Source organism: Sphingomonas sp. (genome assembly GCF_036731925.1).
In the GTDB taxonomy this organism is placed as follows: domain Bacteria; phylum Pseudomonadota; class Alphaproteobacteria; order Sphingomonadales; family Sphingomonadaceae; genus Sphingomonas.
Map to the genome: position 1 here is coordinate 628,535 of NZ_DAINDJ010000001.1, position 25,018 is coordinate 653,552.

21 protein-coding genes and 2 tRNA genes are annotated in these 25,018 nt (G+C 67.6%); 12 read left to right on the top strand and 11 right to left on the bottom strand.

The window, feature by feature from the left end; genetic code table 11:
- Positions 1–345 precede the first annotated feature (345 nt).
- The 4 genes from V7E00_RS03175 to V7E00_RS03190 are packed head-to-tail and all read left to right on the top strand — an operon-like array spanning position 346 to position 3,300.
- On the top strand, positions 346–1,308 hold the full coding sequence (locus tag V7E00_RS03175) for a helix-turn-helix domain-containing protein (protein ID WP_333571230.1): 963 nt from the start codon (positions 346–348) through the stop codon (positions 1,306–1,308).
- Positions 1,309–1,340: 32 nt separating this feature from the next.
- Entirely contained in the window at positions 1,341–2,186 is an 846-nt protein-coding gene (gene nadC, locus V7E00_RS03180) for a carboxylating nicotinate-nucleotide diphosphorylase (RefSeq protein WP_333571231.1), read from the top strand.
- Between the two features lie 11 nt (positions 2,187–2,197).
- Complete coding sequence (locus V7E00_RS03185) at positions 2,198–2,911, top strand: ribonuclease T2 family protein (protein ID WP_333571232.1); 714 nt, start codon at positions 2,198–2,200, stop codon at positions 2,909–2,911.
- Entirely contained in the window at positions 2,911–3,300 is a 390-nt protein-coding gene (locus V7E00_RS03190; RefSeq protein WP_333571233.1) for a putative quinol monooxygenase, read from the top strand. Before V7E00_RS03185 ends, V7E00_RS03190 begins: the two co-directional genes overlap by 1 nt.
- Before the next feature lie 114 nt (positions 3,301–3,414).
- On the opposite strand, the gene V7E00_RS03195 is transcribed toward V7E00_RS03190, so the two are convergent.
- Both V7E00_RS03195 and V7E00_RS03200 read right to left on the bottom strand, forming a co-directional pair.
- Positions 3,415–3,834: a DUF4112 domain-containing protein gene (locus V7E00_RS03195; RefSeq protein WP_333571234.1), complete on the bottom strand. Its 420-nt coding sequence runs from the start codon at positions 3,832–3,834 to the stop codon at positions 3,415–3,417.
- A gap of 8 nt (positions 3,835–3,842) precedes the next feature.
- On the bottom strand, positions 3,843–5,303 hold the full coding sequence (locus V7E00_RS03200) for an ABC transporter substrate-binding protein (protein WP_333571235.1): 1,461 nt from the start codon (positions 5,301–5,303) through the stop codon (positions 3,843–3,845).
- A gap of 101 nt (positions 5,304–5,404) precedes the next feature.
- Between V7E00_RS03200 and V7E00_RS03205 the strand changes: the two genes are divergently transcribed.
- Complete coding sequence (locus V7E00_RS03205; RefSeq protein ID WP_333571236.1) at positions 5,405–5,908, top strand: NUDIX domain-containing protein; 504 nt, start codon at positions 5,405–5,407, stop codon at positions 5,906–5,908.
- Between the two features lie 13 nt (positions 5,909–5,921).
- Here the strand turns inward: V7E00_RS03205 and V7E00_RS03210 are convergent.
- The 5 genes from V7E00_RS03210 to aroA form a co-directional block, all read right to left on the bottom strand.
- A tRNA-Leu gene (locus V7E00_RS03210) sits at positions 5,922–6,008 on the bottom strand.
- Between the two features lie 47 nt (positions 6,009–6,055).
- Positions 6,056–6,334 (bottom strand): integration host factor subunit beta, encoded by a 279-nt coding sequence (locus V7E00_RS03215; RefSeq protein ID WP_333571237.1) that lies wholly within the window; start codon positions 6,332–6,334, stop codon positions 6,056–6,058.
- Between the two features lie 183 nt (positions 6,335–6,517).
- Complete coding sequence (rpsA, locus tag V7E00_RS03220) at positions 6,518–8,230, bottom strand: 30S ribosomal protein S1 (protein WP_333571238.1); 1,713 nt, start codon at positions 8,228–8,230, stop codon at positions 6,518–6,520.
- A 380-nt stretch (positions 8,231–8,610) separates the two neighbouring features.
- Entirely contained in the window at positions 8,611–9,234 is a 624-nt protein-coding gene (gene cmk, locus V7E00_RS03225) for a (d)CMP kinase (RefSeq protein ID WP_333571239.1), read from the bottom strand.
- Positions 9,235–9,292: 58 nt separating this feature from the next.
- Positions 9,293–10,621 carry a 3-phosphoshikimate 1-carboxyvinyltransferase gene (gene aroA, locus V7E00_RS03230; protein ID WP_333571240.1) on the bottom strand — a complete coding sequence of 443 codons (1,329 nt, stop codon included), beginning with the start codon at positions 10,619–10,621 and terminating at the stop codon, positions 9,293–9,295.
- A 104-nt stretch (positions 10,622–10,725) separates the two neighbouring features.
- Between aroA and V7E00_RS03235 the strand changes: the two genes are divergently transcribed.
- Positions 10,726–11,052, top strand: a complete 327-nt coding sequence (locus tag V7E00_RS03235) for a TIGR02300 family protein (RefSeq protein WP_333571241.1) — start codon at positions 10,726–10,728, stop codon at positions 11,050–11,052.
- A gap of 82 nt (positions 11,053–11,134) precedes the next feature.
- Positions 11,135–11,210: transfer RNA gene (locus V7E00_RS03240), tRNA-Ala, on the top strand.
- Between the two features lie 201 nt (positions 11,211–11,411).
- On the opposite strand, the gene V7E00_RS03245 is transcribed toward V7E00_RS03240, so the two are convergent.
- A complete protein-coding gene (locus V7E00_RS03245) occupies positions 11,412–13,280 on the bottom strand; it encodes a hypothetical protein (RefSeq protein ID WP_333571242.1) in 1,869 nt (622 codons plus the stop codon).
- 216 nt (positions 13,281–13,496) lie between these two features.
- Between V7E00_RS03245 and V7E00_RS03250 the strand changes: the two genes are divergently transcribed.
- Positions 13,497–13,913, top strand: a complete 417-nt coding sequence (locus V7E00_RS03250) for a flagellar basal body rod protein FlgC (RefSeq protein ID WP_333571243.1) — start codon at positions 13,497–13,499, stop codon at positions 13,911–13,913.
- A 133-nt stretch (positions 13,914–14,046) separates the two neighbouring features.
- Here the strand turns inward: V7E00_RS03250 and V7E00_RS03255 are convergent, their stop codons facing one another.
- Positions 14,047–14,472, bottom strand: a complete 426-nt coding sequence (locus V7E00_RS03255) for an organic hydroperoxide resistance protein (protein WP_333571244.1) — start codon at positions 14,470–14,472, stop codon at positions 14,047–14,049.
- Positions 14,473–14,610: 138 nt separating this feature from the next.
- Between V7E00_RS03255 and V7E00_RS03260 the strand changes: the two genes are divergently transcribed.
- From V7E00_RS03260 to V7E00_RS03270, 3 genes are all read left to right on the top strand, one after another.
- Entirely contained in the window at positions 14,611–15,042 is a 432-nt protein-coding gene (locus V7E00_RS03260; protein WP_333571245.1) for a MarR family winged helix-turn-helix transcriptional regulator, read from the top strand.
- Positions 15,043–15,134: 92 nt separating this feature from the next.
- Entirely contained in the window at positions 15,135–16,745 is a 1,611-nt protein-coding gene (locus V7E00_RS03265) for an NAD(P)/FAD-dependent oxidoreductase (protein WP_333571246.1), read from the top strand.
- 70 nt (positions 16,746–16,815) lie between these two features.
- A complete protein-coding gene (locus V7E00_RS03270; protein WP_333571247.1) occupies positions 16,816–18,579 on the top strand; it encodes a putative bifunctional diguanylate cyclase/phosphodiesterase in 1,764 nt (587 codons plus the stop codon).
- Here the strand turns inward: V7E00_RS03270 and V7E00_RS03275 are convergent.
- Entirely contained in the window at positions 18,576–20,354 is a 1,779-nt protein-coding gene (locus V7E00_RS03275; RefSeq protein ID WP_333571248.1) for an ABC transporter transmembrane domain-containing protein, read from the bottom strand. The two genes, V7E00_RS03270 and V7E00_RS03275, sit on opposite strands and share 4 nt — an antisense overlap.
- Positions 20,355–20,507: 153 nt before the next feature.
- Between V7E00_RS03275 and V7E00_RS03280 the strand changes: the two genes are divergently transcribed.
- Positions 20,508–21,740 carry a polyhydroxyalkanoate depolymerase gene (locus V7E00_RS03280; RefSeq protein ID WP_333571249.1) on the top strand — a complete coding sequence of 411 codons (1,233 nt, stop codon included), beginning with the start codon at positions 20,508–20,510 and terminating at the stop codon, positions 21,738–21,740.
- A gap of 209 nt (positions 21,741–21,949) precedes the next feature.
- Here the strand turns inward: V7E00_RS03280 and putA are convergent, their stop codons facing one another.
- The gene (putA, locus tag V7E00_RS03285; RefSeq protein WP_443019133.1) at positions 21,950–24,955 is read right to left on the bottom strand and encodes a bifunctional proline dehydrogenase/L-glutamate gamma-semialdehyde dehydrogenase PutA; all 3,006 of its coding nucleotides are present in this window, start codon (positions 24,953–24,955) and stop codon (positions 21,950–21,952) included.
- Positions 24,956–25,018 lie beyond the last annotated feature (63 nt).

Here is a 25,018-nt window from a genome sequence, read left to right on the forward strand (position 1 = left end):
GATCGAGCGGGCCGCCGCTGCGCCCGCTGGAGGCACCGTCGCTCCCGCCGCCGCTGCCGCCGTGTGACGGCCATGGCCGGCCCGCAGGCGATCCCCCCGCGCACCCCGCAACCCGGTCGCCGCGCCGCGGGCACATTCCGGCTTGGCGACGGTGATCTTCCCGTGCGCCGACCGAGTTTCGGGCAGCACGCGCTGCTTCATTCTGATACGGCGGCCTCAGGAACATCGACCAGCGCATTGATCTGGGGTAGTAACGATTCGCGGAATTCCGGTACTCATTCTGGGTGGGGAGAATGGAGACTTGTGCTATTTATCTCGCCGGGGCCGTTTTTGTTGATGCAGGACATGATCCGATCCGCGCCCTCCAGCGACCGCAAGTATGCAGCGACTCCCTTCGGCCGACTGATCGTTCGCCTGATCGCCGAGCTGGAAACCACGATGGTGGCCGCAGGCGTCCGCGCGCTCGACGGCGATCTGGATCGTGCGATCATCTTCATGGTGGTGGCCCGCGCCAGCGAGATGCTGTCCCCGCACGGTGCTGGCCATGCCGGCGGCGAGGGGCGGGCGGCGAAGGCGATCAGCATCAACGCGCTCGCCGCGTCGCTCGGGCGCCCCTTCGAGACCATGCGTCGGCACATCCACGCCCTTTGTGCGGCGGGGCTGTGCGAGCGGGGCCCCGCGGGTGTCACCGTGCCCGAGGCGGTGCACGGCCGGCCCGAGATCGCCGCGCTGTTTCGCGGCAACCATGATGCGCTGGTCCGCATGGTGGAGGACATGCGCAGTTTCGGCGTGGGGCTGCCGGAAACGCGCGCGCATATCGGCTATGACTGGCACACCGGCCTGGCAGCCGCGCACGACGTGCTGCTGACCGGCATCGAATTCCACGCCCATCGCTACCAGTCCTGGACCGACATGGTGCTGGTCAACGCGATCCTGTGCGCCAATGCCCGGCCGCTCGCCCAGAACCGCGAATTGGCACTGGCCTATGCGGACTTCGGCGCCGTCGCGCCCGACGCGCTGGCGCAGCCCGTCTCCACCGGCTCGATCGCGCGCGCCCTGGGCCTGCCGCCCTCGACCGCGCACCGCCGCGTCGCCGCGATGATCGAATCGGGCATGCTGGTTCGCCGGGCGCGCGGCGTGGTGCTGGCCGAGGCGGCGCTCTCCGATCCCGAACGGATCGAGGAAAGCCGCACCAGCATGCTCCATGTGCGCCAGATCCTCGTTCGGCTGGCCGCCGGCGGCTTCCGCTTCGACGATCCTGCCGCCAACTATTGCGACGGGCGGCCCAAGCCGCTGCAGATCGCATAGACGCGCGCGGCCGGGGATTCTACAGCCTGGCCATGACCTTGCTGCTCCCCGGTTTCGACTGCGACTCGTTCGTCCGCGCCACGCTCGCCGAAGATCTGGGCCCGGGCGGCGATATCACCGCCGCGGCGGTGATCCCGGCCGAGGCGCGGTTCGAAGGCGTGATGGACAGCCGCGACCCGATCACCGTCGCAGGACTTCCGATCGCCGAGGCGTTCTTCCGGGCGCTCGATCCCGCCGTGGAGATCGAGCGGCTGGTCGACGAGGGCGCGCAGGCGGCACCCGGCACCGCGTTGCTGCGGCTGCGCGGCCAGGCGCGGGCGATGCTCACCGCCGAGCGCTCGGCGCTCAATACCGTCCAGCACCTCAGCGGCATCGCGACGATGACGCGGGACTATGTCGACGCGATCGCCGGCACCGGCGCAACGCTGCTCGACACCCGCAAGACGCTGCCCGGCCTGCGTGTGCTGGAGAAATATGCCACGCGCATGGGCGGTGCGACCAATCACCGCATGGGCCTGTGGGACGCCGCGATGATCAAGGACAACCACGTCGCCGTGGCCGGATCGGTGGAAGCGGCGGTGGCACGCGCGGTGGCCGCCGGGATCGCGCGGATCATCGTAGAGGTCGACCGGATCGACCAGATCGAACCGGCGCTGGGTGCCGGCGCGACGCACCTGCTGCTCGACAACATGGCCCCGCCGGTGCTGCGCGAAGCGGTGGCGCTGGTGGGTGGCCGGGTACCCACCGAGGCTTCGGGCGGCGTCCGCCTCGATACGATCCGGGCAATTGCCGAGACGGGCGTGACCTATATCAGCGTCGGCCGGCTGACCCAGTCGGCGCCCGCCGCCGATATCGGTCTGGATTTCGCAAGCGTTTGAGGGAGATGGGGATGAAGGCGGTTCTGGGAGGCGTGGCGCTGGTGGCGGCGCTGCTGCCGGGCGCGGCGCTGGCGCAGGGGCAGATGTGCGTGGCACCGCGCAAGGTGGAGCGGCCGCTGCCGGATCTGCCCAGCGCGAAGGAGCCGCGCCGCGTGCTGCCGATCAGCAGCTATACGCTGGCGCTCACCTGGTCGCCGGGCCTGTGCCGCGCGCGGGGCGATGCACCGGACAGCCGCTTCCGGTGCGGCGGCGACACCCGCTTCGGCTTCACGCTGCACGGCCTGTGGCCCGATGCGGCGGGCAAGACCTGGCCGCAATATTGCAAGGCAACGCCGATCCTGCCGCCCGCGCTGATCCGCAAGACGATGTGCGCCACACCTTCCGAGCAGCTGATCCAGCATGAATGGGCCAAGCACGGCACCTGCATGCAGACGACGCCGTCGGCCTATTTCCAGCGCTCCACCGGCCTCTACCGCGCAATCCGCTACCCCGATATGGCGGCGCTGTCGCGCGGCGCCCCCACGGTGGGTGACTTCAAGCGCGCCTTCGCTGCAACCAACCGCGCGATTCCCGCCGAAGCGATCCGCGTGACCACCACGCGCGAGGGCTGGCTGGACGAGCTGTGGCTCTGCCTCGACACGCGCTTCCGCTATCACCGTTGCGAGGCGGGTACCGGCGGCGCGGCCGACGATACCCCCCTGAAGATCTGGCGCGGAGACAGGTGATGGCCCTGGAACGGCGCAGCTTCCTTGCCGGCGCGGCGACCCTGGGGATCGCGGGGCCGGCGTCCGCCGCGTTGCCGGCAGGTTCGCACTATGGCCTGATCGGCAAGATGACGGCGAAAGCGGGCGAGCGCGACGCGCTCGCGGCGATCCTGATCGAGGGGACCAGGGCGATGCCCGGGTGCCTCAGCTATGTCGTGTCGGCCGATGCGACCGACGGCGACGTGCTGTGGGTTACCGAGGCCTGGGAATCGAAGGAAGCGCATGCCGGTTCGCTTGCGCTGCCCGGCGTACGCGCAGCGATTGCCAGGGGGCGGCCGATGATCGCGGCGATGGAGAGGATCGCGGAAACGGTTCCCATGGGCGGCACCGGCCTGGCGGCGCGGGGCTGACCATCAAGTCCCTTCTCCTGGGAGGGCGGATGGGGGAGGGACGCCAGACCCGTTTGCTCTCGGTGAGACGCTGCCCCACCCCAACCCTTCTCCTGAAGGGGGGCAATTGGTACCCTATCCGTCGATCACCCGGCTGGCGGGGTGGTGCTTGTCCAGATAGCGCTTGATCAGCCGCACGTTGCGCGTGTTCGATCGGAAGAAGAAGTCCGGCACGGCGCCCACGAACGGGATCATGCCCAGCGCCCAGTCGACGCCGATGTTCCCGGCCATGCGCGCGATCGTCCGCTTCGGCATGCCGAGATTGCGTGCCTCCCAGGCGAGGTAGGCGCCCATCGCCGCGGCGATGCTGGGTCCCACCGCCGGCACGAAGTCCAGCAGTACGTCCAGGCCCACCTTCCGGCGGGTGCCGGGGATCGTCACCATGCCTTCCAGCAGGTGCTCCATCGCCTCGATCCGCTGGCGCACCGCCGCGGCATCGCTGCCGATCGGCAGCCGATGCGTGAACCCTTCGTTCAGTCGTGTCGCCCGTGCCATCCCTGACCTCACTGCTTGCGCAGGTGGTTCAACGGGTGCCAGGCGCGCGCGTTCCCCTGCCAGTTCGACAGGCGCAGCGCAACGATAGACCAGCGCAGCGGCTGTGCCAGCGGGATGAAGGCAACGTCGCTCGCCAGCATCGCGTCGGCTTCGGCGATGCGGTGCGTGCGGTTGTAGAGATCGGGTGCATCGCGCGCGGCGGCGATCAGGGTCGCCGCGTCGTCCGAACAGGCCCGGCAGGCATTGGCGAGATACCAGCGCCCGCTGTCATAGGGGGCCACGGCGTCGACGAGCTCCAGGTCCGCGCGGGGATCGCCCGGGGCAACGCGATGCGGGGTCAGGCCGATTGCAATCATCGCCGAGGCGAGGTGGCCCCATAGCAGGGTCGCGCCCGCGCCGGCGGGAAGTGCCAGCGTCACGTCCACCGGCCCGCGGTGGACGCTCTGCCATTCGCGGACGCGCTGGCTGGCGAGCGCGCGGCGCTGGTCGGGGGCGACGGTCATCCAGCTGCCCGGGGCAGGCGGGGCCGCCGAGTCCATCTGCACGGGGAGGATCGTCTCGGCGGGTGCCCAGTCCGGCGCGATTGCGGCGGTGAGCGCACCGCGATCGATCGCCATGGCGACGGCGGCGCGGTTCTGCGGGGTCGCCAGGAAGCCGTCGCGCCGCAGGATTGCGAGCCCGAACAGCCCGACCGCCGAATCAATACGGACATTCTCCGGCGCGATGCCCGCTGCCGCCACGATCGGCCAGTCGACCAGCGTGCCCCCGAGCACCAGATCGGACGCCCCTTCGCGGAAGCGGGCAATGGCGGCGGCAGCACGCTCGCCGCGCAACCGCACGAACTCCTCCGGCGCGGGGGTCGCCTTGGGATCGTCGCCGGGTTCCTCGGCAGGACGCAGCAGCAAGCCGTCCCGCTTGCCGGGCACGATGCGGAACGGTCCGGATCCGGCGAAGCCGCGCGCGCGGAAAACTGCCATCTCGGGCTGCGCGAACAGGTTGAGCAGATCGGGCCGCGGGCTCTTCAGGCGAACTTCGATCACCTGCGGCGTCATCTCGACGATCTCGTCGATCACCGCGAGATAGGGCGCGAGACGGCTCTGGCTGTTGGTCGCGACGGCGCGGCGCAGCACGCGGACGATTTCGCCTGCGGTGACAGGTTGGCCGTCCGGCCAGGTCGCCTCGCCCAGCCGGAAGATATAGCTGCGCGCGTCGTCGAACACGTTCCAGCGCTCGGCCAGGGCGGGCTCGATCTGGCCGCTACGGTCGAACCGCACCAGCCCCTGCGCGGTGGCGGCAAGGGCGATGGCCTGGGCGTGGTCGATAGCAGTCGTGCTGGGGTCCACCAGCAGCCTGTCGCTCCCGATCGCGCTGACAACCACTGGCGCATTGTCCTTGCGCTGGCCCTCGGGCGCGCCGCACGCGGCGACGGCGAGCATCAGGGCGATCACGGGCAGGCGCGTGGGTGGCATCGGCGGGTCCCAGTCGGCGGAGAGCAAGCTCTATGGGAGCGGGCACGTGCTGCCAAGCCCGGTGGGTTCCGTGCAGGTGCGCCAGCGCGTACGAAGGAGCGATGGCGTTCCCTCATATCCGCTCGCATCCCGTTGCCGCCGCCGCCATTGCCGCTGCCCTGCGCGGCTATCTGTTGGTGCGGACGATCGGCTGGTTCGTCACGCGGCCGCAGACGCGCGGCGTGCGGGCGATCGCGCTCACGCCGGAGGGGCAGGTGGTGCTCGTCCGGCACAGCTATATCGATGGCTGGCATCTGCCGGGCGGCGGCCACGAACGCGGCGAAACTGCCGAGGCGGCGGCGTTGCGCGAACTGCGCGAGGAAGTGGGCATGGTGTCGCACGGGCCGATTCGCGTGCTCGGCACGCTGCAGCATCGCCCCAATTTCCGCCGCGATACCGTTACGCTCGCCCAGGTCGAGCAGGTCGCGTTCGTCTTCCGGCCGTCGCTGGAGATTGTCGAGGCCCGCGCCTTCGATGTCGATGCACTGCCGCCTGGGGTTACCGAGGGGACCGCGCGGCGCCTCGCCGAATGGCGAGAGGGCCGCGGGGTCTCCGATCGATGGTAGATCCAGGCAAGCCTGGTGCGGACGGCGGGACTCGAACCCGCACGCCCCGAGGGGCAGAAGATTTTAAGTCTCCGGCGTCTACCGGTTCCGCCACGTCCGCGTGGGCGGCAGGCAAGACGCTGCCGCACGCCGCGTGTCAAGCGCGCATCACATGTTGAGGCGGATGCGCATCTCCTTGCCCGGCTTGAAATAGGGGACGCGCTTGGCGTCCACCTCCACGGATTCGCCCGTCCGCGGGTTGCGACCGACGCGGGCATCGCGCGCGCGGGTCGAGAATGCACCGAAGCCGCGAAGCTCCACGCGCCCATCTTCACTCAGCCGGCCGACAATCTCGTCGAAGAAGATCGATACGATCTTTTCGACCTCCCGGACCGAAAGGCCGGGATTTTCCTGTACCAGCATTTGAACCAACTCAGACCGGATCATCCGGACCCCTCCCTTGGCGAACGCGCCCCAAAATGGCCGCGAAACGGCTATCCCCAAGGAAACCTTAGCGCTTTTTGCCAATCTGCATCAACCAGAAGATGTGGTTGATGCCGTCCTAAAATCAAAAAAGAAGGGCCCGGGAACCGCTTTCGCAGCGCCCGGGCCCCTCTTCAGGTCGCAGAATTAGTTGTTCTGGCTGCGGGCCTTGAGGGCCTCACCCAGAATGTCGCCCAGCGACGCGCCCGAGTCGGACGAGCCATACTGCTGCACGGCCTGCTTCTCTTCGGCGATCTGCATCGCCTTGACCGAGAAGGTCGGCTTCTTCGAACGATCGAAGCCGGTGACCATCGCGTCGAACTTCTGGCCGACCTGGAAACGCTCCGGACGCTGCTCGTCGCGGTCGCGGCCGAGGTCGGTGCGCTTGATGAAGCCGGTTGCGCCGTCGTCGCCAACCTGCACTTCGAGGCCCGCGTCGCGAACTTCGAGGACAGTGACAGTGACGATCGAGTTCTTCCCCAGACGATCCGCACCACCCGTCGACCCGGCAGCGGCGACGCCGCCACGCTCGAGCTGCTTCATTCCGAGCGAGATGCGCTCCTTGTCGGCTTCGACGGCCAGAACGATCGCGGTGACGGTCTCGCCCTTGCGGTGCAGGGCCAGCGCGTCCTCACCCGAGATGCCCCAGGCAATGTCGGACATGTGAACCATGCCGTCGACATCGTTGTCCAGGCCGATGAACAGGCCGAACTCGGTGGCGTTCTTGACTTCGCCCTCGACGGTCGAACCGACCGGGTGCTCTTCGGCGAACTTTTCCCACGGGTTCTGCTGGGCCTGCTTGAGGCCGAGCGAGATGCGGCGCTTTTCCTGATCGACCTCGAGCACGACGACTTCGACTTCCTGCGAGGTCGAGACGATCTTGCCCGGATGGACGTTCTTCTTGGTCCAGCTCATTTCCGACACGTGGACCAGGCCCTCGATGCCGGCTTCCAGCTCGACGAACGCACCATATTCGGTGATGTTGGTCACGCGGCCCGAAAGCTTCGCGCCGACCGGGTACTTCACGCTCGCGCCATCCCACGGATCGCTCTCGAGCTGCTTCATGCCCAGCGAGATGCGCTGCGTGTCACGGTTGATGCGGATGATCTGAACGCGGACGGTGTCGCCGATGTTCAGCACTTCCGACGGATGGTTGACGCGCTTGTAGCTCAGGTCGGTGACGTGCAGCAGGCCGTCGATGCCGCCCAGGTCGACGAACGCACCGTAATCGGTGATGTTCTTGACGACGCCGTCGATCACCTGGCCCTCGGCGAGGCTCTGGATCAGGCCCGAGCGCTGCTCGGCGCGGGTTTCCTCGAGCACCGCGCGACGCGACACGACGATGTTGCCGCGCTTGCGGTCCATCTTGAGGATCTGGAAGGGCTGGGCGATGTCCATCAGCGGGGTGACGTCGCGCACCGGACGGATGTCGACCTGGCTGCCCGGCAGGAAGGCCACGGCGCCGTTGAGGTCGACGGTGAAGCCGCCCTTGACGCGGCCGAAGATGACGCCTTCGACGCGGGTGTTCTGGGCGAATTCCGCCTCGAGCTTGTCCCAGGCGGCTTCGCGGCGGGCGCGGTCGCGGCTGAGCATCGCTTCGCCGTTCGCGTTCTCGACGCGGTCGACATAGACTTCGACTTCGTCGCCGACCTTGAGGTCCGCCTTCTGCCCGGGGGCTGCGAATTCGCGCAGGGGCACGCGGCCTTCGGACTTGAGACCCACGTCGATGACGGCGAGGTCGTTCTCGATGCCGGTGACGGTGCCGATCACGACGCGGCCTTCAAAGCCGTCCGCCTGACCGAAGGTTTCGTCGAGCAGTGCCGCGAAATCGTCGCGGGATGGGGTTGCCGTAGTGGCCATAAAAAAGAGGTTCCTAACGTTCGTTTTTCCGGCCAGCCGGTTGGATCCGGCGGTCTTGAGGGCCAGAATCGCCGCGGCGGCCGAATGCCGGTCGCGACATCCCTTGCGCGGGTTCAGGCAGGGGACGGGCAAGACGCGCCGAAACGCGAAAAGGGCGCATGGAAGCGATGCTCCCAGCGCCGTCCCCCACGAGCACACGCCCGCAGGATGCGCGCGCCTTACTGCGGATGAGGTATGAAAGCAAGGTTTCCGGGGCATTGCACTTAGCCCCTCCTCCTTGGAGGAGGGGTTGGGGTGGAGGGATTCCAGAACAGATGCTGGTCTCGGTGAGACACTGCCCCACCCCAACCCCTCCCCTGAAGGGGAGGGGCTTAGAAGGCTCAGCCCACCCGCTTCCGCTCCACGATCTCGATCGCGCGCTGCACTGCAGCGTCGATCGACAGGAAGCTGGTATCCAGCGTCACCGCATCCGGTGCCTGGACCAGCGGTGCCTCGCTGCGCTTGGAGTCGCGTTCGTCGCGGGCGCGGATGTCCGCCAGCACCTTGTCGAGGCTGACGTTGATGCCGTTCTTGCGCAGCTCCAGATGCCGGCGCTGGGCGCGGATCATCGGGGTCGCCTTCACGAACAGCTTCACCTCGGCATCCGGCGCGATCACCGTGCCGATGTCGCGGCCGTCGAGCAGCGCGCCGCCGGGCTGCTGGGCGAAGCGCTTCTGCCGGGCCAGCAAGGCTGCCCGCACCAGCGGGTGCGCCGAGACGATCGAGGCGGTCTGGCCGACCTCGTCGGTGCGCAGCGCCGGGTCGGCGAGCAGCGCGTCCTCGAACCCGCAGGCGGCGACGGCATCGGCTTCCCTGGCCGGGTCCAGTCCTTCGCGCAGTACCGTTGCGGCAACGGCACGATAGAGCAGGCCGGTATCAAGATGCGGCAAGTTGTAGTGGCGGGCGAGGGCGCGCGCGATGGTGCCCTTGCCCGAAGCTGCCGGGCCGTCGACTGCGATAATCATGCGGTCCACTCGCCAGCATCGCAGGCAAGGTCAAGCGCTTTGCCGTGAAATCGTGCCATCAGCCGGCAGTCAGCGCATCCAGCGTGGGGAAGAAGTTGGGATAGCTGGTCGCAACCGGCGCGACATCGTCGATCGCGATCGGCTGCTCGGCGGCAAGCGCGGCCACCGTCATGCTCATCGCGATACGATGGTCGAGTCTGGTCGCGACCTTGCCCCCACCGGCGAGCGGCTTGCCGCCCGAGCCCTGGATGGCCAGGCCGTCCTCGAACTCCTCGGTCGCCACGCCGCATGCCTCGAGCGCGGTGCGCATGGTGGCGATGCGATCCGATTCCTTCACCCGCAGCTCGTGCGCGCCGCGGGCGACGGTGCGGCCCTCGGCCATCGACGCCGCCACGAACAGCACCGGATATTCGTCGATCATGCTCGGCGCGAGATCCGCGGGCACTTCGATCGCCTTGAGCGGCGCATGGCGCACGACGAGATCGGCAACCGGCTCGCCGCCGACGGTGCGGGCATGGGTTTCGGCGATGTCGGCGCCCATCAGGCGCAGTGCCGTGATCAGGCCGGTGCGCGTCGGGTTCATGCACACATTGGCGATGGTGATCTCCGAGCCCGGCACGATCGACGCAGCAACCATCCAGAATCCGGCGGAGGAGGGGTCGCCCGGCACCACGATGTGCTGCGGCTTGAGCTCGGCCTCGCCGGTGATGGAGATGATCTTGCCGTCGGGGCCGTCCTCCACCGTCAGCTCGGCGCCGAAGCCGCGCAGCATGCGCTCGCTATGGTCACGGGTGGGGACGGGTTCGATCACGCGGGTGATGCCGGGCGTGTTGAGGCCGGCGAGCAGGATCGCGGACTTCACCTGCGCCGAGGCGACCGGCAGGGTATATTCGATCGGCACCGCCGGGCACATGCCGCGCAGCATCAGCGGCAGGCGGCCGCCGGGGCTGGCAGTGATCTCGGCGCCCATCTGGGCGAGCGGGTCGATCACGCGGCCCATCGGGCGACTGGAGAGCGAGGCATCGCCGGTAAAGGTGGCAGTGATGCCATGGGCAGCGACCAGGCCCATCAGCAGGCGGGTCGAGGTGCCGCTATTGCCCATGTCGAGCGCCTGGGCCGGCTGCTGCAGCCCACCAACGCCTACGCCGTGGACGCGCCACACGCCGTCCTCACCGCGTTCAACCTGCGCCCCCATCGCGCGCATCGCCGCGGCGGTGGCGAGCACGTCCTCGCCCTCCAGCAGGCCTTCGATGCGGCTTTCCCCGATCGCGAGCGCGGAAAACATGATCGCGCGGTGGCTGATCGACTTGTCGCCGGGAACGGTGACGGTACCGCGCAAGGGGCCGCGAGCGGAGAGAGTGAGAGGGCGGGGATCGGTGTTCGACATGGGCGCGGCTTTGACAGGCGGCTTGCAGCATGGCAAGGCGCGCCCCACTTTCCGGGATCACATCCCGAAATCTCCGAACACAGTGAAAGGCGAAGAGGCAACACATGGTGAAGCCGGAATGGGGCACCAAGCGCAGCTGCCCGAAGTGCGGTACGCGCTTCTATGATCTGACCAAGGACGAGCCGGTCACCTGCATCAACTGCGGTTTCGCCTGGGAACCCGAGCCCATCCTGAAGTCGAAGCAGCCGCTGCCGTTCGAGGCAGTGAAGGCCAACCCCGACAAGCCGGAAGCGGAAGATTCCGATCTGGTGGGCGATGACGATCTGGACATCGGTGCGGACGACGAGGAGCCCTCGCCGGACGACGACGTCGATCTGGGCGGCGACGACGACCTGGGCGTCGAGACCGTCAGCGACGACGACGAGCAGTAAGTTCGAAAAAATTTGGCAAGCGCGAAAAAGGCGCTTGCCAACCCCGCAAGGCCCTTATAGAGGGGCCGCCTTCCCGGGGAATGGGGCCGTAGCTCAGCTGGGAGAGCGTCGCAATGGCATTGCGAAGGTCAGGGGTTCGATCCCCCTCGGCTCCACCATTTCCCCCGGAATTGGCACCTGGTGCGATGGGCCTCTAGGCCCGATATTCTGAAATCGTCGCCGGCAGGGCTGACCTGCACGAAGCGTCGCGCGCGTAGCCGAAGCTGCGCCTTACGCGGCTGACATTTCGCGACCTTGTCTGATGCGGCTGGCGCCCGAACGGTGCGCCCGATCTTGCGACCGGACGCACCTGTTGACGGTTACGGCTTTGTAGCTGCATTCGCGGCCGTCTGCTTCTCCGGCAGAATGTCGGCATATTGCACGGTCAGTCGGTCGTAGATCGGATCAACCGCCATCTCCCGCCATTCGGCGCCTGCCAGCTCCGGCGGAAGCGGCTTGTCGTCGCACACCAGCCACACGCGGAGCGCGCTGTCGCGGCCGTCATAATAGGAAGCATATCCCACCTGCACCTGTCGCTCGATGGTGCGGCGGCTCTCCAGCAAGATTCGGCTGCAGCCCTTTTCCTTGGCGAGCAGAGTCGCGTTCATCAGCGAAATCTCCTCCACCGTCGCGGCGGACGCGAATTTGTGGGAGAAATGCACTTCCCAGCGATTGCTGTCACCGATCTGCTGCAGTGTTGCTCCCGCCGTGGGTTTGAAGTTGAAGGCGCCGGTCCTGGGTCCGCTGGACTTGGGTTGCACCTCCGGCATTTCCGGCCGCGGCAGCAAGCGCATCAGCGCCGCCGGCGAGGTGAAGTCGGGGAGGGCTGCGGCACGGCCCTTGCGCAAGCTCGCGATCATGGCGCGGCCTTCCGCATTATCGAGAGTCGGCGCCTGCGCCAGCACGTCGGGGATCACCAGCGCTGCCTGCGGCAGGGTTCGGCCGAGTTCCTTGGCCACTTCCTCCTTCGGCAGCGTTCGCGCCGTCGCGCGCAAGGCGACGAGTTTCTTCCAGTTCTCCATGCCCGCGCGCGCCTGGACGAGATGCTTGCCATAGGCCTCGTGCTCTGCAGCCTCCTCTGCCAGTATGGTCTTGCCCTTCTTGATACCGAGGAACCCGGGTCGGTTAGGGGGAAGAGGAAGGGCGGCCTGGCGATCGATTTCTTGTTCGAAGCGGGCAAAGCGCGCCTGCGCCTCGTTCGTTTTGCCGATCACCGCTTCGGCATAGGCGGTGATGCCGGTGAGCAGCAGGTTGATTTCGAGAAGCTTGTCCTTGTCGAGCCCCCCGATTTCCTTCCAGTCGCTTTGCGGCCTGGGAGGGGCGATGACGAGGCCGTTCCCGAGCTTGACGACATCCTCCATGCGCCCCTGGTCAAATGCTGCCAGCATCGCGGCTGGCAGCCGGTTAGGATCGAGCGCGCCGTCGTGGTGTGCGCCGCTGATCCGTACATCGACAGCCGTCTTCCCGGATGCCATGGCCGATGTTGCGCGCAGCGTGTCCGCAAGGCCTTGGATCGAAGTCGCGTACGGCCGCGCGGCGGCGATTTCCTCGATCATCGGCGCGGCCGCCGCCGTGTCACCCAGCTTGATCAGGGCATAGGCGCGCACCGCCTTTTCCTCGATGTCGGAGCTGCGGGCGCGCAGCGGCGCCGAAGCTTCGAGGGGGACGGCGCGGGCGGCGTCCAGCACGGGCAGCGCATCCCGGGGGCGACCCGCGGCGATCAGGTGCATGGCCTTGGCGATGAGCAGATGATGGCGCCGCTGGGTGAATTCCGGGCGCAACAAGGGGCTCGCCAGCGCGACGTCGCACGCCACCACGCCGTTTGCGCCCAGCGCAAGCTTTTCGTCCTGGTGGTAATCATTGGTGGCGGTCACGAGGCCGAACACGCCGCTGCCGTGGATGTAGTTATCTGCAGTCTTGTCGGGTGTCTCATAGCCGTCGCACGGCGCGAAGCTTGCCTTCTCCGACGGCGGCTTCGCGAGCGGCGGGGGCACCAGCACGGGCGCCTCCGCGGGCACGGCTGGCGGCAGCGGCATCTGCTGGGCATGTGCCGCGGTCGCCGACAAAAGCCAGGATGCGCCGAGCAGCCAGGGAGCTGCAATGGCGCGACGGCGGCGAGCAGTGGTTTCCAGAAGGACGGCGGCCCGCGAGGCGGCCGTCGAGCGGTGCTGAAGAGGGTGATCCTGCATGATCCCCTTATAGTAAAAGCACCTATCAAATAGCTGGATTACAGATCGGATTGCTTATTGGGCGCGTGCCGGAGCCGGTCGTTTCTTGGTGAACAAGATCCAGGTGGCGCGTCGGTCCTGGGGCAGCGCGGCTTTTTCCGGTGCCCGGGCGGTTAAGCATGTTCCGCAACCACTCGTTTACATCCGGCTGCGACACTGGCGCATCGGAGTAGCGCCATGATCGCCACCAACATCGCCCTTACCGGGGTTCAGGCCAGCGTCGCGCGCATCAATGTCAGCGCGCAGAACGTCGCCAACGTCAACACGACCGGCGAAACCGTCAAGGCGGTCACGGCGGCCAATGCGATCGGCAAGACGGTCAACCATGCCTATCAGCCGATTGCGCTGTATCAGGCGGCCGCTGCCGGGGGCGGCGTCAACGCCAAGCCGGTGCCGGCGGTGCCGGGCACGGGCCCGCGCTACGATCCGGAATCGCAGGACGCCGATGAGGATGGAAACATCGAGGGGCCCGACGTCGATTTCGCGAGCGAGGATGTCGAGCAGCGCAAGGCGCTGTTCTCGTTTCGCGCGAACCTTTCGGTGATCAAGGCGGACGACCGGATGATGGGTTCGCTGCTGGACATGCGCGTCTAGCGCGTTCTCACTCTGGGCGAAAACGCGCTAGCTGTTTGATGGCCGCATCTTCCGAGCCGTTGACCGTTGACGGTCAACTTGAAAATGCCTTGGGCGTGCGGCCCTCTCCCGCCGGGGAGAGGGCGCTCGATCGTCAGGCCAGCGTCAGGCCGACATTCACATTGCCGCGGGTGGCGTTCGAATAGGGGCAGACCTGGTGCGCGGCGTCGACCAGCTTCTGCGCTTCCTCGCGGTCGAGGCCGGGCAGGCTGACTACCAGATCGGCGGTGATGCCGAAGCCGCCTTCCGAACGCGGGCCGATGCCCACCGTCGCGGTGACTGTCGTCTCGGCCGGGACCTTGATCTTCATGCCCGCGCCGACCGCCTTGAGCGCGCCGATGAAGCAGGCCGAATAGCCCGCCGCGAACAGCTGCTCCGGATTGGTGCCCGCACCGCCGGCGCCGCCCAGCTCCTTGGGGGTGGACAGCTTCACATCGAGGATGCCGTCTTCCGAACGCGCGCTGCCGTCACGACCGCCGGTTGCGGTTGCCTTGGTGGTGTACTTCACATCGACCGACATGGGGTGTCTCCTTTACTGCTGCGATAATGTGTATCGCGATAACGATCAGATAGGCCGGACTGTGCCTCTTGTCCAGAGGAATCTTTATCGCGATATATGTTTCGTCCCGCAGTGTCCGGCGGGGAGGAGTTTCTGCCCATGCCTGCCCCGCTTCCGCTCGACGGCCAGCTCTGCTTTTCGCTGTACAGCGCGAGCATGGCGATCACGCGAGTCTACAAGCCGATCCTCGACCGGCTGGGAATCACCTATCCGCAATATCTGGTGCTCCACGCGCTGTGGGAGACGGATGGTCGTCCCGTGGGCGGGATCGGGGAGCGGCTGGGGCTCGAATCGAGCACGATCACGCCGCTCGTGAAGCGGCTGGAGGCGGCCGGGCTGGTGGTGCGCAAGCGCAACCCGGAGGACGAGCGCCAGGTCCAGGTGTTCCTCACCGAGGCGGGCCGCGCGATCCGCGAGGAATGCGGCTGCCTTGGGGAGGCGGTGCTGGCGAAGGCGGACCTGTCCCTGGAACGGCTGGCGAGCCTCAGCCGCGAGGCGCAGGCGCTGCGCGACTCGCTGGCGCGCGACTGAGCCTTACGCACCAATCCCCGGTTTGCCGCGCGGGCCGACGCGGCTAAGGGAAAGGCGACACTTCCCCCAAATCTGCTGGAACCCGTTTTTCGATGCTGCGCCTGTCCGGACTTTCCCTGCCCCTCGACCATCCTGCCGACGCGCTGGCTCCGGCGATCGCGAAGCGGCTGGGCGTGGCGCCGGCGGATGTGCGCGGCTTCACCGTGTTCAAGCGCGGCAATGATGCCCGGCGGCGGAGCGCGATCCTGCTGGTGTACACGGTCGATGTCGACCTGGCGGACGAGGCCGAGGTGCTGGCGCGCTTCGCCGGCGACAAGGACGTGCGTCCGACCCCGGACATGGCCTATCGCCCGCCGTTCCACGCGCCCGAAGGTTGGCAGGGCCTGCGCCCGGTGGTGATCGGCGCGGGGCCCTGCGGCCTGTTCGCCGGCCTCATCCTTGCGCAGATGGGCTTCCGCCCGATCATCCTCGACCGCGGCAAGATCGTGCGCGAGCGGACGAAGGACACCTGGGGCCTGTGGCGCCGCTCCGAGCTCAACCCGGACTCCAACGTCCAGTTCGGCGAGGGCGGGGCGGGCACCTTCTCCGACGGCAAGCTCTATTGCCGAGTGAAGGATCCACGCTTCCTCGGCCGCAAGGTGCTGGAGGAATTCGTCAAGGCTGGCGCGCCCGACGACATCCTCTGGCAGGCGCACCCGCATATCGGCACCTTCCGCCTCGTGACGATGGTGGAGAGCATGCGCCGCACCATCGAGGAACTGGGCGGCGAATATCGCTGGCAGACCCGCGTCGACGGCATCGAGCTGGACGCCGAGCGCAAGATGCGCGGCCTGCACCTTCACGACGGCAGCTTCCTGGAGGCCGATCATGTCGTGCTTGCGGTGGGCCACAGCGCCCGCCCGACCTTCGAGATGCTCCACCGCATGGGTGTGCATCTGGAGGCCAAGCCCTTCTCGATCGGCGTGCGCATCGAACATCCGCAGAGCTGGATCGATCAGGCGCGCTTCGGCAAGTGCGCCAAGCATCCGGACCTGGGCGCCGCCGCCTATGCGCTGTCGCACCACTGCGCCAATGGCCGCACCGTCTACAGCTTCTGCATGTGCCCGGGCGGGCGGGTGGTGGCGGCGACCTCCGAGGAGGGCCGGGTCGTCACCAACGGCATGAGCCAATATTCGCGGGCCGAGTTCAACGCCAATTCCGGCCTCGTCGTGGCGATCGACCCGGCGCGCGACTATCCGGACGGGCCGCTCGCGGGCATCGAGTTGCAGCGGAAATGGGAGGACGCGGCCTATATCGCCGGCGGCTCCAACTACAACGCCCCGGGCCAGCTGGTCGGCGACCTGCTCGCCGGACGACCGTCGACCGCGCTGGGGCAGGTGGTACCGAGCTACAAGCCCGGCGTCACGCCGACTGACCTTTCCGCCTGCCTGCCGGGCTTCGTGATCGAGGCGTTCCGCGAGGCGCTGCCGGTGTTTGGCCGCCAGATCGCCCGCTACGATCATCCCGAGGCGGTGATGACCGGCGTCGAGACGCGCACCTCCTCGCCGCTGCGGATCACACGGGGGCCGGATCTTCAGAGCCTCAACACGCCGCGTCTGTTCCCGGCGGGCGAGGGTGCCGGCTATGCGGGTGGCATTCTTTCCGCCGCGATAGACGGCATCAAGGTTGCCGAGGCGGTAGCCACGAGCATCGTCGGCGCTTGATCACAACATTCTGAGAACCGACGAAATCGTAACTCTTCGCCGCTATAATGATCGGCGAAAGGGAACGATTGTGCAGGATTATCGCGAAGCCGCGCGACTGGATGCGCTGCACCAGCTGAAGCTGCTCGACACACCCGCAAGCGCGCATTTCGATCGCATTACCCGCATGGCGGCGCAGATCTTCGGCCTGCCGATCGCGGCCGTCTCGCTGACCGACAAGGACCGGCAATGGTTCAAGTCGCGCGTCGGCATCGAGCATTGCAGCATCCCACGCGAAAAGGCGCCCTGTGCGGAGGTTGCGGAATCGCGCGATGTGGTGGTGATCGAGGACTTCGCCGCACATCCTTTCTATGCGGACAGCCTGCTCGCCGATAACGGCACGCGCTTCTATGCAGGCGCGCCGCTGGTTACCAGGGACGGCTACGGCCTTGGCGCGCTTTGCGTGCTGGGCACCGAGCCGCGCGTCGCGACCGCGGACGAACTTGCGGCGCTCGCCGATCTTGCGGCGATGGTGATGGCGCAGATCGAACTGCAGCATGCCTTCGGCCGCATCGACCCCATCAGCGGCCTGCCGACGCGCGCGCAGTTTCATGACGATCTTGCAGATCTTGCCCGCGACTGCCCCGGGCAGAGCCGCATCGCGGTGATCGCCGACCTGGCACGGGACGACCAGATCGCGAAAATTGTGGGCGTGGTGGGCGCCGCCCGACTCGAAGAAATGGTGCGCGAGGCGTCACGTTCGATCCAAGACGCGCTCGGCGCGGAACGCACCGCCTATCATGTCGGCACCACCCAGTTCGCCTTCCTCTCGCCACCCGATATCGACGTCCAGGCATATAGCCGCGTGCTGGAACAGGGCTTTGCAGCGATGCGGGCGACGTCCAGCGTCCGCTTCGTGACGAGCGTGGCGATCGGCCTTCGTCCGTTCCGCGTGGGCGAGGTGCCGCCTGAGGATGTGCTGCGCGGCGCGGCGAGTGCCGCGCAGGACGCGCGACGCAACGACGGCGCGATCGCGCTCTATTCCGCCGCGCGTGATGGCGAAATGCGCCGGCGCTACCAGTTGCTGGAAGATTTTGGCGCGGCGCTCGAGGCGGGGGACCAGTTGCGACTTGTCTACCAGCCGCGCATCGACCTGCGTACCGGCCAGTGCCTCGGGGCGGAGACGCTGTTGCGCTGGCGACATCCCGTTCTGGGCGAGGTTTCGCCCGCGGAATTCATCCCGATCATCGAGCAGACGGCGCTCGCCCGTCCTGTCACCCAGTGGGTGCTGGACCATGCGCTTGATCAGCTTGCTTCCTGGCAGGCCGCAGGGCTGGACCTGACGCTCTCGATCAACATCTCCGCCGCCAATCTGATGGAGACGGACCTGATCCAGCGAATCCAGCTGGCGCTGCTGGCGCGGCAGCTGCGCCCGGAGCAGCTGGAAATCGAGCTCACCGAGAGCGCGATGATGGCGCAGCCGGACAAGGCGCTGGCGATGCTCCGCGAGCTTTCGGCCGCGGGCATTGCGCTGGCGATCGACGATTTCGGCACCGGCCATAGCAGCCTCGCCTATCTACAGCAGGTTCCGGCGCATGTGGTGAAGATCGACCAGGCATTTGTCCGGGCGCTGAGCGGGGCCTGGGGCGCCGATTATGTGCTGGTCGAGACGATGGTGGGCCTGATCCACAAGCTGGGCAGACGCGTCGTGGTGGAAGGCGTGGAAACCGAAGCTGCCGCGACCCTCCTCGCCGGCATTGGGTGCGAGGAGGCGCAGGGCTATTGGTTCGCCCGGCCACTGGAGCCGGACGCGTTCGTCGAATGGATCGCGGCGCGCAAGGCGCTGGCTGCCTAGGCGACCTCGTTGAACTGCAGCGCCGCCAACCGGGCGTAGAGGCCGCCCTTCGCGACGAGTTCGGCATGGGTGCCGGTCTCTACGATGCGGCCCGCTTCCATGACGATGATCCGCCCTGCCGCGCGGACGGTGGCGAGGCGGTGGGCGATCACCAGCGTGGTGCGGCCCTGCATCAGATGCTCGAGCGCGTCCTGCACCAGCTTCTCGCTTTCGGCATCAAGCGCGCTGGTTGCTTCGTCCAGCAGCAGGATCGGCGCGTCGCGGAGCAGCGCACGCGCAATCGCAAGCCGCTGGCGCTGGCCACCGGAGAGGCGCGCGCCGCCTTCGCCGAGGAAGGTGTCGAGCCCCTCCGGCAAGGCGCGCAGGAACTCGGCCGCGTTGGCGGCCTCAGCGGCGGCCCAGATTGCCTCGTCGCTCGCGTCCCACGCGCCGTAGCGCAGATTGTCGCGGGCGCTCGCGCCGAAGATCACCGTTTCCTGCGGCACCATCGCCATGCGCGCGCGCACCTCGGACGGATCGGCCTTGGGAATGGCGACGCCGTCGATGCGGATTTCCCCCGCTTCGGGATCGTAGAAGCGCTGAAGCAGCTGGAACAGCGTCGACTTGCCGGCGCCCGACGGGCCGACCACCGCCACCGTCTCGCCGGGTGCCACGAACAGGGAGAAGTCTTGCAGCGCCGAGACTTCGGGCCGAGTGGGGTAGCGGAAAGTCACTGCGTCGAACGCAATCGCGCCCTCTGCCGGGCGAGGCAGGAGCACGGGATTGGCCGGGGCGGCGATGTCCGGCTCCTGCTGAAGCAGCTCGGCAAGCCGACTGGCGGCGCCCGAGGCGCGCAGCAGATCGCCGTAAACTTCGGTCAGTGCGCCGAACGAGCCCGTGACAAGGCCGGCTGTGATGACGAAGGCGGTGATCGCGCCGCCGGTGATCTGCCCGGTCGCGACGCCCGACACGGCATCCCACATGATCAGCGTGATCGCGGTGAACAGCAGGCCGATTACCAGCGCGGTCATTACCGCGCGGAGGGCGAACCGCTTCTGCGCGGCGGCGAAGCTGCGGACCACGGCATCGTGGAAGCGCTGGCCTTCGCGGCGTTCCTGCCCGAACGCTTGCACGATGCGCATCGCGCCCAGCGTCTCGGAGGCGATCGCCCCGATGTCTGCCACCCGGTCCTGGCTGTTGCGCGAATATTGCCGCACGCGCCCGCCCAGCCACACGATCGGCAGCACGGTAAGCGGCATGCCCACGATCAGATAGGCCGCGATTTTCGGCGCCAGCACGAACAGGTAGATGACGCCGCCGATGCCGGTGAGCAGGTTGCGCAGCGCGATCGAGACGGTGGAGCCGACCACCTGCTCGACCAGCGCCGTATCCGAGGTGAGTCGCGAGGCGATCTCCGACGGCCGGTTCTCCTCGAACCATTTCGGCGGCAGGCGCAGCAGGTTGCGGTGCACGGCGACGCGCAGGTCCGCCACCGTCCGCTCCGCAACCCAGGAGATGAAGAAGAAGCGGATGGCGGTCGCGATCGACAGCACGAGGATCACCGCCAGCAGGCCCTCGAAATACACCCCGATGCGGCTGGTATCCACGCCCTTGGCGAAGCCGTTGTCGACGATCTTCTGGAAGGTGCGCGGGATCCACAGGGTCGCCAGTGACGAGGTGACCAGCGCGATCGACGCGATGACGATCTGCAACGGATAGCGGCGGGTGAACTGCCAGATGACGAGCAGGCTGCTGAGCTTGCGGCGCGGCGCCGGCGGCTGGGTCGTGTCGGCCATGGACAAGCGACTAGCGCGGTTCGCGGGGCAGGGGAACTACCTCCGGATGTCTCGGTTCCGCATAGGTACGACGTTGCGACGCACAACGGCGCCGTCTATATGAGTGGTAAGACAACCCCCGCTGCAGGGATCGGGGCACGGGGAAGGACTTTTATGCTGTACGACGCCTACGAATTCCAACGTTCCATGCTTGCCGGGGCAAGTGCTCTGGCCAATTTCGGCGCGGGCCTGCTCAACAATCCTGCCAATCCGTTTGCCTATTTCGGCGGCGGCCCGGTGATGGCGTCTGCGCTGGAAGTCTTCGCGCATGCTTCGGCCCCGCGCGGCAAGCCTGATTTCGCGCTCGACAGTACCGAGATCGATGGCCGGAAGGTCGCGGTGCATGAGGAAATCGTGCTGCGCAAGCCGTTCGGTCAGCTCAAGCGCTTCGTGCGCGAGAGCGTTGAGGGCGGGCCGAAGCTGCTGATCGTGGCGCCGATGTCCGGCCATTATGCCACGCTGCTGCGCGGCACGGTGCAGCGGATGCTGCCGGTGGCCGACGTCTACATCACCGACTGGCGCGACGCGAAGCTGGTGCCGACCAGCGAGGGCAAGTTCGATCTCGACGACTATGTCGATTACGTGATCGATTTCCTCTCGCACATCGGCGCCGAGGGGAATCCGCGGCCGCACATGCTGGCGGTCTGCCAGCCATCGGTGCCCTGCTACGCCGCCGCTGCAATCATGAGCGCGGACCAGCACCCCAACCGCCCGGCGACGCTGACCATGATGGGCGGCCCGATCGATACGCGCGAGGCGCCGACGGCCGTCAACACGCTGGCGACGGAGCGGCCGTACAGCTGGTTTGAACAGAATGTCATCGCCACCGTGCCGCGTACCTATTCGGGCTCGGGGCGTCGCGTCTATCCGGGCTTCCTGCAGCTCGCGGGCTTCATGACGATGAACCTCGGCAACCACCTCATCTCGCACTGGGAAATGTTCAAGCATCTCGTCCAGGGCGACGACGAGAGCGCCGATGCGACGATGAAGTTCTACGAGGAATATCGCTCGGTCTGCGACATGACCGCCGAATTCTACCTCCAGACGATCAACGTGGTGTTCCAGACGCACGCGCTGCCCAAGGGCGAGATGCTGCACCGCGGCCGCAAGGTCGATCCGGGTGCGATCACCGATATCGGCATCCTCGCCATCGAAGGCGAGCGCGACGACATCTCCGGCATCGGCCAGACCAAGGCGGCGCTGACCATCGCGACCAACCTGCCGGAATCGTTCAAGCAGTATCATCTGGCCGAAGGCGTCGGCCATTACGGCATCTTCAACGGCTCCAAGTGGCGCAACCGCATCGCGCCGGTCGTCGAGCAGTGGATGGCCACCCACGGCGGGTGAGTCTTGCACCCCTCTCCCCACCGGGGAGAGGGGTTACCTCTCCAGAAAATACACCGTCATCCCCGCGAAGGCGGGGATCCATTGGCGCTGAAGCCGCGGTTCTTTCCTCGAACGTCCTGGCAAATGGATTCCCGCCTTCGCGGGAATGACGGTTGATGGGTGGGGAGATCCGCCCCTCCCCACCAGGAGGGAGGATGGAAGCGGGGGGATCAAATCCCCCCTTCGTCCAGGCTGAGCAGCGTCGCGTTGCCGCCGGCACTGGTCGTGTCCACCGATACCGCCCGCTCCGCGCAGAAGCGGTGCAGATAATGCGGCCCGCCCGCCTTGGGCCCGGTGCCGGACAGGCCCTCGCCGCCGAAGGGCTGCGAGCCCACCACCGCGCCGATCATCGAGCGGTTGATGTAGAGATTGCCCACCCGCGCTTCCGCCTCCACCAGCTCGGCCGAGCGGGCGATGCGGCTGTGCAGGCCCATCGTCAGCCCGAAGCCCTTGGCATTCACCCGCGCCACCGTCTCGGCGAGCGTGCCCGCCTTCCAGGTGGCGACGTGCAGGATGGGGCCGAACCATTCGCGCGTCAGGTCCTCCGGCCGGTCGATGCGGATCATCGTGGGCGGCACGAACAGGCCGGTGGCGGGGACCGGGACGGTCTTGATCCACTGGGCCTTGGCGCTGTCGCGATAGGCCATCAGCTTGTCATAGGCCGCCTGGTCGATCACCGGGCCGATATCGGTGCGCGGATCGGCGGGATCGCCGAGGATCAGCAGCTCCATCGCGCCGCGCAGCATCTCGATCACGCCCTCGGCGATCTCCTCCTGCAGCAGCAGCAGGCGCAGCGCCGAGCAGCGCTGGCCGGCCGAGCGGAAGGCCGAGGTGAGCACGTCCGCCACCACCTGTTCGGGCAGGGCGGTCGAATCCACGATCATCGCGTTGATGCCGCCGGTTTCCGCGATCAGCGGCACCAGCGGGCGATCCTCGCCTTCCAGCAGTGCGGCGGCAATCTTCTTGGCGGTGGGGGTGGAGCCAGTGAAGGCGACCCCGGCGATGCGCGGATCGGCGGTCAGCGCGGCGCCCACTTCCGGGCCGCCGGTCACCAGCACCAGCGCGTCCTCCGGCACGCCGGCTTGATGCGCGAGGCGCACCGCCGCACGGGCGATTTCCGGTGTCTGCGGCGCAGGCTTGGCAACTACCGCGTTGCCGGCCACCAACGCCGCGGCGGTCTGGCCGAGGAAGATCGCCAGCGGGAAGTTCCACGGCGCGATCGTCGCCCAGACGCCGCGGCCTTCCATGCGCAGCTCGTTGCGCTCGCCCGTCGGCCCGGGGAGGGTGATCGGGGCGAGGCCGGTGCGTGCCTGGAGCGCATAGTAGCGGCAGAAATCGGCCGCCTCGCGAACCTCGCCGAGCGCATCGGGGATGGTCTTGAAGGCTTCCTTCACTGCCAGCGACATTAGCTCGATGCGGTTCTCCTCGAGCAGGTCGGCAAGGCGCTCGAGGATCGCGGCGCGGGTGGCGAGCGGCGTCGCGGACCAGCCGGGGAAGGCAGCCGTCGCGCGGTCGATGGCGGACCTTACAAGCCCCTCCCCTTCAGGGGAGGGGTTGGGGGTGGGGACTGAGCTGGGAGCGAGTCCGGCGCTGGAGGCGGAGTGCCCCACCCCAACCCCTCCCCTGAAGGGGAGGGGCTTAGAAGCAATTGCCATCGCCGTATCCGCGAGAATCGTCCGCTCGGCGAGATCGATGCCGCCCGAGTTTTTCCACCCGCCGAACAGCTCTACCGGCATCGGGATGCTCGGGTGGCGGGTGCCGCCGACCGCGGCGATCTTCTCCACCGGATCGGCAAGCAGCTCGGCTTCGCTCAGCTGCTCGTCCGCCAGCTGGTGGACGAAGCTGGAGTTCGCGCCGTTTTCCAGCAGGCGGCGGACGAGATAGGCCAGCAGGTCACGATGCCCGCCGACCGGCGCATAGATGCGGCAGTGATAGCCCTGCTCGTTGACGAGGCGCTCGTACAGCCCTTCGCCCATGCCGTGGAGGCGCTGGAACTCGAAGTCGCGGCTGTCGCCCGCCCAGTCCAGGATGGTCGCGACGGTCAGCGCATTGTGGCTGGCGAAGGCCGGCACGATGTTCTTCGCCGCCAGCATGTCGCGCGCGCAGGCGAGGTAGGAAACGTCGGTCGCGGCCTTGCGGGTGAACAGGGGGTAATCGGACAGCCCTTCCACCTGGGTGCGCTTGATCTCGCTGTCCCAATAGGCGCCCTTGACCAGGCGGACGTGCATCGGGCGGCCAAGGTCGTCGGCCCAGCCGATCACCGCACGCGCGCGCTTGCCATAGGCCTGCACCGCCATGCCGAAGCCGTTCCAGCCCTTCAGCTCGGGTCGGCGCGCGACCGAGCCGATGATGTCGAGGCTCATCTCCAGCCGCTCGCTCTCCTCGGCGTCGACGGTGAGCGGGATGCCCTGCGCCGCCGATTCCGAGGCGAGCTGGGCCAGCATGTCGGTCAGCTCGGGCACGCAGCGGTCGTATTGCGCGACCTCGTAGCGCGGGTGGAGCGCGGAGAGCTTCACCGAGATCGAATGGCCGGCCTTGGGATCGCGGCCTACCGCGCGGATCGCCTCGAAATAGGCCTGGAAATAGCGCTCGGCATCCGCCTTGGTGCGCGCCGCTTCGCCCAGCATGTCGAAGCTGGCGGTGAAGCCCTTGTTCTCCGGCTTCTTCATCCGCTTCATCGCTTCGTCGATGGTGCGGCCCATCACGAAGACCTCACCCATCCGCTTCATCGCGGCGCCCACCGCCTGGCGGACGAAGGGCTCGCCGGCGCGCGAGATCAGGCGACGCAGCGCGCCGGTCTTCTCGTCACCGACCAGCGCGCGGCCGAGCATCAGGCCCCAGGTGGCGGAGTTGACCAGCACCGAGTTCGACTTGCCCGAATGCGCCTTCCAGTCGGCATCGCCCAGCTTGTCGGCGATCAGCAGGTCGGCGGTTTCGGGATCGGGCACGCGCAGGAACGCCTCGGCCAGGCTGAGCAGCGCGACGCCTTCGGAGGAATTCAGCCGATATTCCTGGAGGAACTGGTTCACCCAGCCGCGGGTCTGCGCCGCGCGCAGGTCCGCCAACAGCGCCAGCGCATGATCCATCACCCGCTCGCGCGAATCGAGGGTGAGTCGCGCCCGCTCCAGAAGCGGTTTTAGAACATCGGGTTCGGCCGCCCGGTGCAGTTTGGCCATCAATTCGCGGTGGTGTGACGGTACGGCAGTCGGCATTTTCCAGTTTCCGGTCGGCTAAAGCTT